At 53.1% G+C, this 14,099-nt stretch carries 9 protein-coding genes; 3 read left to right on the forward strand and 6 right to left on the reverse strand.

The window, feature by feature from the left end:
• Positions 1-101 precede the first annotated feature (101 nt).
• Both DEP07_RS17430 and DEP07_RS17435 read right to left on the reverse strand, forming a co-directional pair.
• Positions 102-1,154: a zinc-dependent alcohol dehydrogenase family protein gene (locus DEP07_RS17430; RefSeq protein WP_173599809.1), complete on the reverse strand. Its 1,053-nt coding sequence runs from the start codon at positions 1,152-1,154 to the stop codon at positions 102-104.
• A 40-nt stretch (positions 1,155-1,194) separates the two neighbouring features.
• On the reverse strand, positions 1,195-2,697 hold the full coding sequence (locus DEP07_RS17435) for an aldehyde dehydrogenase family protein (RefSeq protein WP_173599808.1): 1,503 nt from the start codon (positions 2,695-2,697) through the stop codon (positions 1,195-1,197).
• A gap of 229 nt (positions 2,698-2,926) precedes the next feature.
• Between DEP07_RS17435 and DEP07_RS17440 the strand changes: the two genes are divergently transcribed.
• The gene (locus DEP07_RS17440; protein ID WP_122966411.1) at positions 2,927-4,801 is read left to right on the forward strand and encodes a sigma-54-dependent Fis family transcriptional regulator; all 1,875 of its coding nucleotides are present in this window, start codon (positions 2,927-2,929) and stop codon (positions 4,799-4,801) included.
• Between the two features lie 135 nt (positions 4,802-4,936).
• On the opposite strand, the gene DEP07_RS17445 is transcribed toward DEP07_RS17440, so the two are convergent.
• Positions 4,937-5,869 carry a response regulator gene (locus tag DEP07_RS17445; RefSeq protein WP_122966518.1) on the reverse strand — a complete coding sequence of 311 codons (933 nt, stop codon included), beginning with the start codon at positions 5,867-5,869 and terminating at the stop codon, positions 4,937-4,939.
• Entirely contained in the window at positions 5,847-7,175 is a 1,329-nt protein-coding gene (locus DEP07_RS17450; protein ID WP_280649252.1) for a sensor histidine kinase, read from the reverse strand. The genes DEP07_RS17445 and DEP07_RS17450 overlap by 23 nt, the downstream gene beginning before the upstream one ends.
• A gap of 298 nt (positions 7,176-7,473) precedes the next feature.
• Here DEP07_RS17450 and DEP07_RS17455 point away from each other — a divergent pair, with 298 nt between their 5' ends.
• Both DEP07_RS17455 and DEP07_RS17460 read left to right on the forward strand, forming a co-directional pair.
• The gene (locus tag DEP07_RS17455; protein WP_173599825.1) at positions 7,474-8,418 is read left to right on the forward strand and encodes a glutaminase; all 945 of its coding nucleotides are present in this window, start codon (positions 7,474-7,476) and stop codon (positions 8,416-8,418) included.
• A 26-nt stretch (positions 8,419-8,444) separates the two neighbouring features.
• A complete protein-coding gene (locus tag DEP07_RS17460; RefSeq protein ID WP_122966408.1) occupies positions 8,445-9,872 on the forward strand; it encodes an alanine/glycine:cation symporter family protein in 1,428 nt (475 codons plus the stop codon).
• Positions 9,873-10,103: 231 nt separating this feature from the next.
• On the opposite strand, the gene DEP07_RS17465 is transcribed toward DEP07_RS17460, so the two are convergent.
• Both DEP07_RS17465 and DEP07_RS17470 read right to left on the reverse strand, forming a co-directional pair.
• Positions 10,104-12,695, reverse strand: a complete 2,592-nt coding sequence (locus tag DEP07_RS17465; RefSeq protein WP_287102802.1) for a metallophosphoesterase — start codon at positions 12,693-12,695, stop codon at positions 10,104-10,106.
• A 3-nt stretch (positions 12,696-12,698) separates the two neighbouring features.
• Positions 12,699-13,964 carry a class I SAM-dependent methyltransferase gene (locus tag DEP07_RS17470; RefSeq protein ID WP_280649250.1) on the reverse strand — a complete coding sequence of 422 codons (1,266 nt, stop codon included), beginning with the start codon at positions 13,962-13,964 and terminating at the stop codon, positions 12,699-12,701.
• Positions 13,965-14,099: the final 135 nt, after the last annotated feature.

Genomic DNA, 14,099 nt, shown 5'->3' on the forward strand with positions numbered 1-14,099 from the left:
AATTTTCCTTTTTATGAAACATTTTTTAAGCACACTGGCCCCCAGAAAAAATGAACCAGTGTGTCTCTCGTCCTACTCAGAGACGCACTGGTTCATCTGTTCTATCTGAATTTCGTAATCACATTAAAGCCGAATGTGTTGTAGTTCGTCATGTCTTCCAAAATGCCCGACACGTCATCGAGAGCGACTTCCTTGGACACGAGCGAAGACGGGTTCAGCTTGCCTTGGGCGATCAGCGTAAGCAATCCTTCGTAAGCCGCATGCGGATTGCCGATGCTGCCGACGATCTCCAGTTCCATCGCGGTGATCGCATCGATCGGCAATCCGACCATGCCGCCCTCTTCCTTGGTAGTCAATCCGATCTGGACGTGCCTGCCGCCTTTTCTCAGACTCAAAACCGAATTGAGAATCGTATCGCGAATGCCGAGCGCATCGATGGAGGCGTGCGCCCCGCCCTTCGTAATTTCCTTGACCGCTTCCACGACATTTTCTTTTCTGGCATTGATGACGGCAACGGCGCCTTCTTCTTTTGCCTTGGCCAGCTTGGCGTCATCGACGTCTACAGCGATGACCATCGCCCCGACTGCGCTCGCCACCTGAACCGATGACAGTCCGACTCCTCCCGCGCCGTGCACGGCCAGCCAGCTGCCCGGCTGAACGTTTCCACGGATCACACCGTGATAACCCGTCATGTAACGGCAACCGATCGCGGCTGCTGTCAGCGAGTCTACCTCGTCTGGCAGGCGAATCAGATTGAAGTCGCCGTTTGGCACGCGGACGTATTCGGCGTAGGCGCCATCGTAGCTAAAGCCGAAAATCGCCAGGTTGTCGCAACGGTTGGAATGGCCGGAGAGGCAATTGGCGCAATGTGAGCACCCTTCATGAAAAGGCGTGGTCACGCGATCGCCCGGACGGAAATTTTTCACCTCTTTGCCGACTGCCTCGACGACACCTCCCAGTTCATGTCCCGGAATGATCGGCAGCTGCGGGCTGAGTCCGATCCAGTCCCAATCTCCCATCCAGGCGTGCCAGTCGCTTCGGCAAACCCCACACGCTTCGACCCGGACGATCACGTCTTTCGAACCTGGTGTCGGATCGGGCACCTCTCCAATACGCAAAGGTTTACGCTGCTCCAAAATTTGCGCCGCTCTCATGCTTGATTCCCCCTTGTTTTCTCTGTTTTTTGCCCTTGCCCTAATCGAGGTTGACCCAGACCGCCTTCACCTGCGTATACAAGTCCAGGGCGTACGAACCCATCTCCCGGCCGTATCCGGATTGCTTGTAGCCGCCAAACGGCACGGCAGCGTCGAGCGCATTGTAGCAGTTGACCCAGACAGTGCCTGCTTCCAAGGCGTGCGCGACTTTGTGCGCTTTGCGCAGATCGGTCGTCCACACCCCTGCTGCCAGCCCGTATTCCGTATCATTCGCCCGCCGGATGACATCTGCGACTTGCTCCTCGTCGTCAAAAGGCATCGCTGCGACAACCGGGCCAAAAATTTCTTCCCGGGCAATCGTCATGCGCTCATTGACATCGGCAAAAATCGTAGGCGGAACGAAATAGCCCGGCCCTTCCAACGGTACGCCGCCTGTCAATGAAGTCGCGCCTTCCTCATGCCCTTTTTGCAAGTAGCCTGTCACCCGCTCAAATTGCTCGCTCGATACGAGCGGCCCGATCTCTGTCGACTCGTCCAGGCCGTTGCCTTGCTTCATTTTGGCCGCATAGCTCGTCATGTCAGCCAGGACGTTGTCGTACACTTTTTTATGAACAAACAAGCGCGAGCCTGCGCAGCACACTTGGCCTTGATTGAAGAAAATACCCATCAACGCGCCAGGAATCGCTCTGGAAAAGTCGGCGTCCGGGAAAATAATGTTCGGCGATTTGCCGCCCAGCTCCAGCGACACGCGCTTCAAATTGCCCGCCGCTTGCTGCATGATCAGCTTGCCGACCTCCGTCGATCCGGTAAAAGCCACTTTGCGAATGCGCGGATGGTTCGTAATCGCCGCGCCTGCTGTCGGCCCGTAGCCTGTAATAATGTTGACGACGCCATCGGGGAATCCCGCTTGCTGGATCAATTCCGCCAAATAGATCGCGGACAGTGGCGTTTGCTCGGCGCTTTTCAAAATCACGACGTTGCCTGTAGCGAGTGCCGCGCCCAGCTTCCACGCAGCCAACAAGAGCGGGAAGTTCCACGGAATGATCTGCCCGACCACGCCAATCGGCTCGCGGCGCGTGTAAGTCAGCATGTTGCGCCCGGCAGAATTGTTGATCACTTCGCCAGCCAGCTTCGTCGACCAGCCTGCATAGTAGCGGAAGTGATCAATCGCCAATGCTACGTCAGCGAAACGGGCGTGGGTGATCGGCTTGCCGTTGTCGATCGTCTCCAGCTGCGCGAGCGCCTCTGCATGCTCTTCCATCAAATCAGCCAGCTTCCAGAGCATCCGCCCGCGTTCGCTAGGCGTCACCTTGGCCCAATCTGTCGCAAAAGCTTTTTCTGCGGCTTGCACCGCGAGATCGACATCGATCGCATCGGCTTCATAAACAGACGTAATCGCTTCACCAGTAGCCGGATCAATCGTGTCAAACGTTTTTCCCGATGCTGACGCTACAAACTCCCCACCAATGAACAGCTTTTTCGGACCGCCTGCCAAGAAAGCTTCGACACGCGGGTCCAATGTGATTTTTGCCGTTTGCGCCACGTAAGCCCCTCCTCATTTTCGCTTATGTGCATTCGTCCCTTACTAGAAGCATGTTTTGTGCCAAATAGAAAACGCTTACAAACAGCGGCTTTTCTATGAATCTAGCAATCTTGCGTTGGAACAGTTGCTCCATTTTTGCGATACAATTGCTCCATTGCCCATTGTAGTTTGAAAATTGTGGTAATATAGAAAGGAAGGTCTTATTTTCTCTGCTAGAGGGGGAAATCGTTTGCTGGAACCCACCAATGCGTTGCTGAAAAAGTCGTGGGAGCGAAGCCGGATCAATGGGGTTAATGCGTTGACAGCAAAGGATGCCATACTGGAAGAAACCCAGTTTCGGCAATACAGGGAACAAAAAGAAGAGTTTATGAGAACGATGGACCCAACCATGGAGCGATTGGCTTATTGGCTGAAAAGCTCCTACTCGATCGTCGCCCTCTGCGATACGTCGGGCTACATCCTGGAGAGCAAAGGCGATCCTGTCTTCCTCAAGGACACGGAAAAAATCCAGGTCCATCACGGCGCCTGCTGGTCTGAGCAGGTGCGCGGAACCAACTCGGCGGGGACAGTCATTGTGGAACAAAAACCGCTGGCTGTCGTCGGAAAAGACCACTATCTTGACTCCAACCATATGTTGTATTGCGCCGCCTCCCCGATTTTCGGACCGCAGGGCGAGCTGGTAGCTGTGCTCGATATTAGCGGACATGCGGCGATGTACCACCCTTCCTTACTAGGCATGGTCGATGTGATGGCGCGCAAAGTGGAAGATTGGCTGCTTATCCATCGTCCCGATCGGCAGATGGTCATCTCGCTCTATCCGGAGAAAAACGCCAAGCACCACGCGCTGCTGGCCGTCAATCAGGACGGAATCGTCACGGGCGGCAACCGCGAAGCGCACCAACTGCTGCGCGGAAACAGACAGCGGCTGGGACAGGTGCATGTGACAGAGCTAGTAGCAGACATCGAGTCTTTGCTAGGCAGGCAAAAAGACATTTCCACTCCCCGTTCCCTCCCCTTGCTCACAAAAGGGGGCGGAGAACATCACTGGCAGGCTTCCGTTCTGCTTGATACGCGTCCACCGCAGATCGCCGCAAGCCCTCCATCCTCCAAACCGAAGGCGAGGCCGCTCCGGGCAAATCGGACAGGTCTCACCTCTTTTGATGACTTATACGGCACAGACGATGCCTTTCTCGCGGCCATTCGGCTTGCCAAGCGGGCAGCCAAAACGGAATATACGGTTATGCTGTTTGGCGAAAGCGGCTCAGGCAAAGACGTCGTCAGCCAGGCGATTCATCTGGCAAGCGAGCGTGCGGACAAGCCTTTTGTCGCGATCAACTGCGGGGCGATTCCGAAAAGTTTGCTAGAAAGCGAGCTGTTCGGCTACGAGCCGGGAGCGTTTACCGGAGCCAAACAGACCGGACAGCCGGGAAAATTCGAACAAGCTCACCAAGGGACACTGTTCCTCGACGAAATAGCCGAGATGCCGTCCGAGATGCAAGTGGCGCTTTTGCGCGTGCTGCAAGATTTCACCGTCTATCGGGTAGGCGGAACGAAGCCGATTCACGTCGATGTGCGGATCATTACGGCTACGCACACCGATTTGTGGCAAAAAGTGCAGGAAGGCAGCTTCCGCGCTGACTTGTTTTACCGACTGCAAGGCGTTCAGGTCACACTGCCGCCGTTGCGGGAGCGTGCAGATCGGCTACAGCTCGCCCAGTTGCTGCTGCACGGCATCGAAGCCCAGTTGGGCACAGGGCCGCTTGCGCTTGGAACCAGTGCCAAAAAGCTGATCGAGAGCTACAGTTGGCCGGGAAACGTGCGTCAGCTTGCGGCCGCCCTGCGCGAAGCGGCTTTTCTGTCGGAGGGAGGCAAAATTGAGCGGGAGCGCTTCCCTGCCTACATTTTGTCCAGCTTTTCTGCCAAGCCCGCCGAGGGACAAATAAGCGATGCTCAAAAAGAACGAACCCAATCTGGCAAGAGCGACATGGTCGACGTATTTTTGCAGACGGGCGGCAACATCTCCGAGACGGCGCGCATTCTCGGAATTGGCAGAAATACCGTCTACCGCAAGCTGAAAAAGCTGATGGAAAAGGACGGGACGTAAGAGTCAGTCGAGACGGGAGTCCGCGTGTCCGGTTGTCCGACAGCAAAAAGCCCTGATCGAGTGGTCAGGGCTTTTTGCGTGACATGTCACGGCAAGTACGGCTTCTTGTGCCGTCGCTTTGCGTCTTTACGCTTGCTATGCTTCTGCCTGGATTCGTTTGGCTTCGGCATAAAGAACTTGAATAAATTTTTTCATGTTGATGCGAATGTCCGAAGCAGTGGCCGTTTTATTTTTCAGCTCGGCCATTTTTTTCCACACAAACGTAAAATCGAAAAACTGGGAAGCGTAATTTTCAAATTTCCAGTTCGACAGATCGGACAAGCCTAGCGATGCCAAATGATTCAAGGACTGATAGATCGCTCTTCTGACCCGCTGCTCGGACGCTTTGACGACTTTCATGACTTGTGTTTCATCCGCGGCAGTTCCCAGTCTGGCTTGGGCAACCGCGACAAAAATTTCTTTGAGCGCTGGAAAGCCGCTTTTCAGCGTATGCTTCTGCTCCCATTCGTTCAAGTAGTCGAGAATGTCAAGCAAATCGTTGCTGCCGTTCTCTCCGGCAATCCCCAGCTCGGACAAAAGGAATTGCCCCGCCTCGCGCAACTGTTTGCCGCTTTTGCTCGCCCGGTTCTGGCTGCCAAGCCCTTGATCCAGTTGCAAGACCGAATGCAGCGATTTTTGGATATCCTGAATCGATTTTTCCAGCCGGATTTTTTCGATGACTTTTTGCAATATCGTCACCACTTCGATCCGGTTGACTGGCTTAATAATGTAGTATTCGCTGCCGAGCGAGTAAGCCTGGGCGATCAAATCTTTTGACTCCATCTGCGAGATCATCACGATCTTGCCCTTGAAGACAGGCCGAATTTGGCGAATCGTTTCAATCCCGTCACGCTCGGGCATGAGCAGATCAATCAGGACGATGTCGACATGTTTCATCGTCAGCATATGACCGTCAACGAGCGCTCCGTCCTCGGCCTCCCCGACCACTTCCCCCAAGTTCTCATCCTCGATAATTTCTGTCAGCATCAGGCGCACAGCTTCATCGTCATCGATTAAGTAAAAGTGCATCGTCTCCCTCTTTCTCCCTCACAAGATTGATCGGCAAGCGGATGACAAATTCCGTTCCTTTTCCCGCCGCGCCGTCTCCGACAACCAACTCTCCTTGCAGCTCGTCCACCATCTCTTTTACATAAGAAAGACCGATTCCCGTAGAAGGTGCTCCTTTGTCGTCGTATTTGGTCGTGAATCCAGGCTTGAACAGGAGCTTTTTGCGCCTGGGCGGAACACCCGGGCCGTCGTCGGCAATTTTGATCTCGACAAACTCTTTGTCCCGGTTCACCTGGATCAAAATGCTTCCCGTATTCTGGATCGCCTCGACGGCATTGGCGACGATGTTGTTGATCAACGACATCAAGGTAAACACGTGATAGGGCGGGTGTTCTCCAGAAATCAGGCAAGTAAACTCGATGTTTTTCCCGAGCAGGCTCGCGTACTTCCGCTGGGAGCGCACGATGATGTCTGCCAACTGATGAATATCCATAAAATCCGTCCGGTTTTCGTGGGTAATCAGTTTTTGCAGCCCGGCAAAAATTCGCTGGTTGTCTTTTTTGATTTCATGCACTTCTCCTGCAATAATCAGCGCCTGTCGCGCAAACGAGTCGACGGAAGCTTGTTCAAGCCCGTCTTTTTGCGCTTGCAGGCGCTGGTACAGCTCGAACGACTTGACCGTGATGTTCTCGGCATTTTGCAGCGTCTTTTTCAGATGAATCGACTCTTCGTACAGATTGGAAATGAGCATCAACATATGCTCGTGCTGCGCGCGGGTTTGCTTCTCCCGCGCTTGCGTCTCGTACAGTCGGATCATATTCAGAAAGCTGAGCACGACGAAGCTGTGCGAGAGCGCAATCACGAACATCTCTTGCAGCGAACTCCAGGTCACGACGATGTGAAACAGCACATACTGCGATAGCAGCTCGACCAGATCGGCAACGACCTCAATGACCATCCCGATTCCGCCGATGATCAATGTCCGCTCGCGGAACCGCTCCATTCGGATCACATAAAAAAGCAGCGAATACGAAAAGTAGAAAAAAAAGCTCGAATAGTGCTCTTGCATCGAAGTAGCCAAATGAAACGGGCTGTGCGTGTACGAGTCAAGCAGCAAGCGAAAGCCGACGACAGACAGTCCGGTCAAAAACCCGGGCAACACCGCCGGAAGCCGCTGGAACAAAAGCAAGAAGAAGAAAAAGGTCGGCGCGCCGAAGCTGATCCGAAACGTCTCGTTGACCGGATAAAATTTCAGTTCGCCTGCCAGCGGAACCGTGATCAGCATGAGTGCCAGGATGTAGCCATCCTTTTTTAATGGGGAATGCATGCGCCACTTTCCCCTCCCTGTTGGATTGCTGTAGGGTTTGTCACTTTTTTCCCCTTACTATTCTTATCCATAAAACACGTAAACGACAAGTATAGAAAAAATATTTATATAAATGCGTGAAAGCTTTTGTTGGTTTTTGTTTGATTTTGTAGGTTGGTTTTAAAGTGTTCAATATACGATTTTTGCGTGGCGTGGAAGCGCTTTCGCTCCTTGACAAACAGGCTTACAGTACAGGATTTGGGGGGAACGGGGTTTGTTTCAAACAGCAACATCGACAAACAAATGGGAAGCACAGCAGGTGACAGAACATCTGCAACGGTGGGTCGCCTACCATCGCGAGCAAGCTTCAGAGGGTGCATGCGCCAGTTACATTCCCGCTTTGCGGCGAGCAGACCCGACACAGCTCGGCATTTGCATGGTCGGCCCTTCCGGAAACAAAGTGACGGCTGGTGACTGGGAAGTTCCTTTCACCATGCAGAGCATTTCCAAGGTCGTCAGCTTTATCGCAGCTTGCTGTCACCACGGCATGACTTACGTGCTCGATCGCGTGGACGTGGAGCCGACGGGAGATGCGTTCAACTCGATTATCCGTCTGGAGATGCACAAGCCAGGCAAGCCGTTCAACCCGATGATCAATGCGGGCGCCATTACCGTCTCCTCGCTTTTGCCAGGAAGTACGCCGGAACAAAAACTGCACTATTTATACGCAATTTTCCAAAATATTACAGATTCGGCTCCTGTCATTAACGAGGAAGTGTTCGTCTCGGAGTGGATGCATTCACACCGAAACCGTGCGCTGGCGCATTACCTGAAAGACACAGGGTATCTGGATTGCGAAGTCGAGGAAGCGCTGGAAGTGTATTTAAAACAGTGCTCCATTCAGGTCAATACGGAGCAGATCGCGCTGATCGGCCTGGTTTTGGCGCTGGACGGCTATCACCCGTTGCGCGGCGAGCAAGTTTTGCCCAAAGAAGTCGTGCGCTTGGCAAAAGCGTTGATGCTCACTTGCGGCATGTACGACGCTTCCGGCAAATTTGCTGCCTATGTGGGGCTTCCGGCCAAAAGCGGCGTGTCTGGCGGGATTATGACACTCGTTCCTCCCAACCTGAGATCACAATCCCCTTTTCCCGGCGGCTGCGGCATCGGCATTTTTGGCCCGGCCATCGACTCATGCGGAAACAGCGTGGCAGGTGTATCCCTGTTGAAGCAGATCGTGCATGAGTGGGATATCAGCATTTTTTAATCCATCTATCCAATCGAGGTGACAACATGCAACAATTTCTGTTAGATGTAACAGCGTCCATCAACGATTTTTTCTGGTCTTATGTTCTGATCGTCATGCTGGTTGTGCTCGGTCTGTTCTTCTCGTTCAAAGGCCGTTTCCTGCAAGTCCGCATGATCAAAGACATGCTCCAAGCGATTCGCGAAGGGAAAAAAGGGTCTGCCGACAGCATCTCTCCTTTCCAAGCTTTCTGTATCAGTATGGCCGCGCGTGTCGGTACCGGAAACATTACGGGAATTGCCATCGCCGTAGCGCTCGGCGGTCCTGGCGCGGTTTTCTGGATGTGGGTCATTGCGATCATCGGTTCTGCCTCTGCCTTCGTGGAAAGCACGCTGGCGCAAGTGTATAAAATCAAAGACAAAGACGGTTTCCGCGGCGGTCCTGCCTACTACATGGAAAAAGGACTGAACAAGCGGTGGATGGGTGCCCTGTTTGCGGTATTGATCACCTTGTCTTTCGGTCTGGTGTTCAACGCGGTGCAGTCCAACACGATTACGCTCGCTTTTGAAAACTCGTTCGGAACAGATCGGCTGACGATCGGCCTGATCATGACCATCGCCTTTGCTGCGATCATTTTCGGCGGAGTGAAGCGCATCGCGAAAATGTCCGAGTATATCGTCATCGTGCTTGCGATTTTGTACATTGGCGTTGCCCTGTTTATCGTCATGATGAACATTACGAAAATGCCGGAAATGATTGCCCTGATTGTGAAAAGTGCCTTTGGCCTGGAGCAGGTTGCTGGCGGTACGCTGGGAGCTGCGCTCATGCACGGGGTCAAACGCGGTTTGTTCTCCAACGAAGCAGGTATGGGTAGCGCACCGAACGCCGCAGCTACGGCTACGACGAGCCACCCTGTCAAGCAAGGTCTGATTCAGGCGTTCGGCGTTCTGACAGACACGCTGATCATTTGCACAAGCACGGCTTTCATCATCTTGCTTTCCGGCGCGTACAAGCAGTCCGATCTGAGCGGCATCGAGCTTTCCCAAGCGGCTCTGTCCATCCATCTCGGCGATTGGGCGTCGGCTACTCTCGCTGTCATGGTCTTCCTGTTCGCTTTCAGTACGTTGATCGGGAACTACTACTACGGTGAAACGAACATCGAGTTTTTGAAAACGAGCAAATTGTGGCTCATGCTCTATCGTGTCAGCGTATTGGCAATGGTTTTGTTCGGAGCGGTCGCCAAAGTGCAACTCGTTTGGGACTTGGCTGACTTGTTCATGGGGCTGATGGTCGTGGTCAACCTGATTGCGATTTTCATGCTCTCCAAAGTCGCCTTTGCCGCCTTGCGCGATTATCAGGAGCAGAAAAAAGCAGGCAAAGACCCTGTGTTCTACAAAGACAGCATCCCTGGTCTGGAAAATGCGGACGCATGGGAAGCCGCTCCTGTTGCTAAGAAAAACGAGCACGCGAGCTAACCTCTTTTCCATTTTCCACTAACAAAAAGAAGCCTGATCATGTGACAGGCTTCTTTTTCATGTGTCCGGCTCTTTCTCGTTCAAGCTTTGTATCCGCTCAGGCAAATCCGCGAAACGGGCAAAACCAACTCTCCCTGTGATTCGCCCGCATGCCATGTCGTTGCCACAAAATGGAGGTCGCTCCTTCGTTGTTCAAAGGCGGACTTGCTTCTTTTCGTATGCGCCCTACCCCTACAGACGAGGGTCGATCTCTTTTTCCTGCGCGACTTCAAACAGCATCGTCGCCACGGTTTGCTGGTACGCTTTGTTCTCTGGTGAAATATCCGCCAGCTTGACGCGCAGCATGCTTTGGCCCAGCTCGTGCTCTTTTTGGGCGGTGCGCAGTTTTTGCCCGACGTGCTTCTGTTTCACCAGCTTTCGATACTTGTGCGGGAAACGGTAATCGTAGCCGTAAATGATCGACAAATATTCGGGATTTCGCACCTTCATCGCCGGAACTGTCTTGCCGTTCGGCAGCTCGGGCTTGATGACGATCCCTTCCATTTGCTGCTCCAGTGTCGTCGTTTGGAAAAAACGGGCGGCTTGTTCATACGCCCTGTCTGCGTCGTCCAGATCAATCACGGCGCACGCATCTTCACTGACAAAGCGGTACCACTCAGAAGTTCGGCCATCGGGAAGCCGCTCTTCTCCATTGGCATCAATCAACTTGAGCACAGCAAACGGCTTGAAGGCAAGCTCGCCAGACTCTCCGTACAGGACAAGCTGCTTTTCATAAGTCGCATAGGCAGCCAGGTGCTGATCGAGCGGAACCAAGCTGTCTTTGATTTCGCGGACGTGCTTGTAGTTTTGGTACAGCGTCGGGCCGTACTGGGCTGCCAACGCGTTTTTCGGGAGATGAAACTGTTCTTTTGCAAATCCGCTGGCGTCGTATTCCCCGATCAGCTTGTGGAGCGCCTGTTCAAAACCGTGCTCCTGCAAGTAAGTCAGCTCGCTTTGCAGAGCGGCACCGATCGGTTTGAACTGCTTTTCGATCAGCCCTTCGCCGATTGCCCTCCATGGCAGCAATTCGCCGTCGAGCAGCAGCATCTCTACCTGATTTTCTTCCATATACGCTGCGAATTTGGCAAGCAGCTGTTCATAAATCGGGGTTAAATCCACCTGCTTGATCTTGTAGCCGTTGCGGCTGACCGCGAAGCAATGCTCCATCGTCCGATGCAAATACACATTGCAGCGCGAGCCCATGTATTTAGGCTGAAGCACCACTTCTTTTACCCCGCGCTCGGCAAAATAGCGCAGTCCCGCTTGCAGCGACTCCAGCTCGCCTGTCGCTTCGTCCTTGTCTGCCGGGGGCATCGTCCCGGAAATGAAATTGATTTTATGTTGCAGGCAGTATTCGAGTCGACGAACTTCTTCGCTGGCAAGCTCGGCAAGTGACACCTCCCGCTTCGCCTGGAACAAGGTCGGCAATGCTTCGGCAATCGCCGCATGTGTGGAGCGCTCTGTTTTGTACTGCGGTCTGTGTGTGATCATGACGGAGGTCAGCGCATTTCCGTGCACGCATCCCGTGTCGAGATGAATTTTGTTTTTCAAACGAAACGCCTGCTTCGCCGCTACGTGTCCGAACAAGTGATACGGATGGTTGCTCACCGCTTCTTCGGCCAAAAAGGTCAGTTGTTGTTCGAGCGCATCCGTCCGGTCAATCCGGATGTTGCGCTGATTGCGAGCGGCAATTGTGTCGAGCTTGCCGATGTATTTGTTTGCGCATGGCGCATGTGTCACGTAATAGGACGGACCTGCAAGCGACTGGACGCGGTAAAACGGCTGCGAAATCGCGTACAACTGGTTGAACTTTTCGTGCAATCGCGGATCGGCGCGCAATACGGCGACAGAGTCGAAGTACGTCTCCAACAACGTCGGCTCCGCGCCCTTGATTTTTCCTTGCAAAAAGTGGTAGACAAAATGCTCGTGATTGCCCAGCACGAACAGAAAATGCTCCTGATTGTCGTACAAAAATTCGATGATCTCGCGAGTTTGCTTGCCTTTATCAATCCAGTCGCCAGCGAGTATCACCTGCGTGTCGCGGACTTTGTCTGTCGGAACAAGCCGATTGTCCTCCAGCTCGTATCCGTAGGCGACAAGCAGCCTTTTCAGTTCTTGGACACACTCATGCACATCGCCAACGATGATGTACTTTTTGTCTGGGGCAAGAATCGTAGCCAAATAGTCTGCCTTGTTTTCGATGTGCACCTCATAGGAAGTCGCGCCATTTGTCCCGCGCTCTGCCGCAGCAAAATCTTTGGCCCGGATTCGGTGTATTTTGGCATACCCTTCTTTGGACAAGGCGCGCAGCACTTCTTTTTTCAGCCGCAGGATGTGGCTCGAAATCAGCTTTTTCGACCGCTCGGAGGCGTAATAATCCTCGCGCTTGTGGTAATCGAATAAGATGACTTCCACGTTGTAATGATTTTCCTTCGCGATCTCCCGGACACGCGCGCGAAAATCTTCGGCCAGGCCCGTCGTGTCGACGACCACGAAAGGCGCGTTAATCGGGAAAGACGTGACCAGCCGCAGCTTTTCGAACAGGAGGCGAAACGCTTGTTCACTCGCTTCCAGCATGACCTGATCGTACTTGTCGTACGCATACCCGAGCAGTTCCTGGCGCAATTGATCCGAAGAGATGTACGCCACATTGGCTTGCAGCCGTTTCCCCGCATCCGCGATTCCAAGCTGCGGGATCAGCACTTGCTGGGCAAATGTCGTCTTCCCGCATTCGGTCGGGCCGACGAGCATGAAAATCGTATGGACGTTCGTCGATATACGCATCGGTTACGCCCTCCTTTTTCTGAGAATGACACCTTGTGTCGTCGGCATTCCGTTGACCTGATCGCCGATTTTGACAAACTCGCCCTCGACACCAGCCGTTTGCATGATCTCGTTCATCCACGTCTGGAAAGCTTGCTCGCCCATCTCCCATTTGTGGTCGTCGTGCCGAAAACCGGACAATTCGTAGTACGGATTGAAATCCGCATTCGGTGTCGTGATGATAAAGCTTGCAAAATCGACCTCGCGGCAAAGCTGCAAAATCAGCGCTCTCGCCTCTTTCGTGCTCATGTGCTCGATCACTTCGGTCAAGATGATGTCGACCTGCTCGCCATTGTATTCGAGCAAAAACGAATCGACGGAAGGAAACAGGACGATATTGTCGACCTCTTTCGCCACGGCTTTCCGGTTGACCAGTTCCAGCCGCTCTTCATCAATATCGACCGCGTAATAGCAATGCGCCAGCTTCCCGGCAAAAGCAAGGGCGTAAAATCCTTCGCCGCAGCCGACATCCAAAATCGGGCGCGAAAAGGGCAGCTGTCCCGCAATAAAGTTTCTGCGCTGCATGCCCGTGTTGCCATACTCCAGATGTATCTCGTAACGATCCGTCTGTTCGAGAGCAGCCTTGTATTTGCGATAATGCTCCCGCTTGGGCAAAAAGTTTCGCGAGAACAGGCTGCGAATATAGAAAGGCGCGTCCATCGCCTGGATGCTCTTGATGTATTTGTCGAGCAAGCTGTCGGAAATATCGAGGTGCTCTTTGCCGAACGTCGCCAAAAACAGGCAGAGCACGCTGGTCACTTGCAGCAGGTCGTGCAAGCTTTTTTGCGTCCGAATGGTCAACGCGTAGCTTTTGTCGGCCCTGTGCTCGATTTCGAAGGAAAAGTCTTTGACGTGGTTTTGAAAAAAGGCAATGTAGCGCACCAGCTCGATATGAACCATGTTGATGAAAAAAGTATGCGTGTAGCCTGCAACGTCCCGTTCATCCCGCGATTTTAACGGTGCCGAAAAATATTCGCCAATCGCATGAAGCGGAAACAAAGGCGTGTTATAGCGCGACAGGTTCAAGTATTCAAAATGCTCGTGTTCATACTGTTTATAGGATATTTCGTTGTCGGCATCTTTAAAATAAACGTGGTAGCGGGAAGCATCCGAGTACCACCCGTAGGCGATTCCTTTGCGCACCGACCGCAGCGATAGTCCGGTCGCCGGATTTTTTTTGATCAGAAACGAAAAATCCGGATTGGTGGATTGCAATGATACGATAGCCATCTGTTCTCTCTCCTTCCAGCCAAGCTTGCTTTGTTGTATTTCCATCTTCTTCTATTTGGCTGGACGTGAACAGGGCAGAAGTATTACGATTCACCTTTCCTTTTAGCGATAGGCAATCGAGTAGGAGGGGGCGAC

This window comes from Brevibacillus sp., from assembly GCF_003521185.1.
Classification (GTDB): Bacteria; Bacillota; Bacilli; order Brevibacillales; family Brevibacillaceae; genus Brevibacillus; species Brevibacillus parabrevis.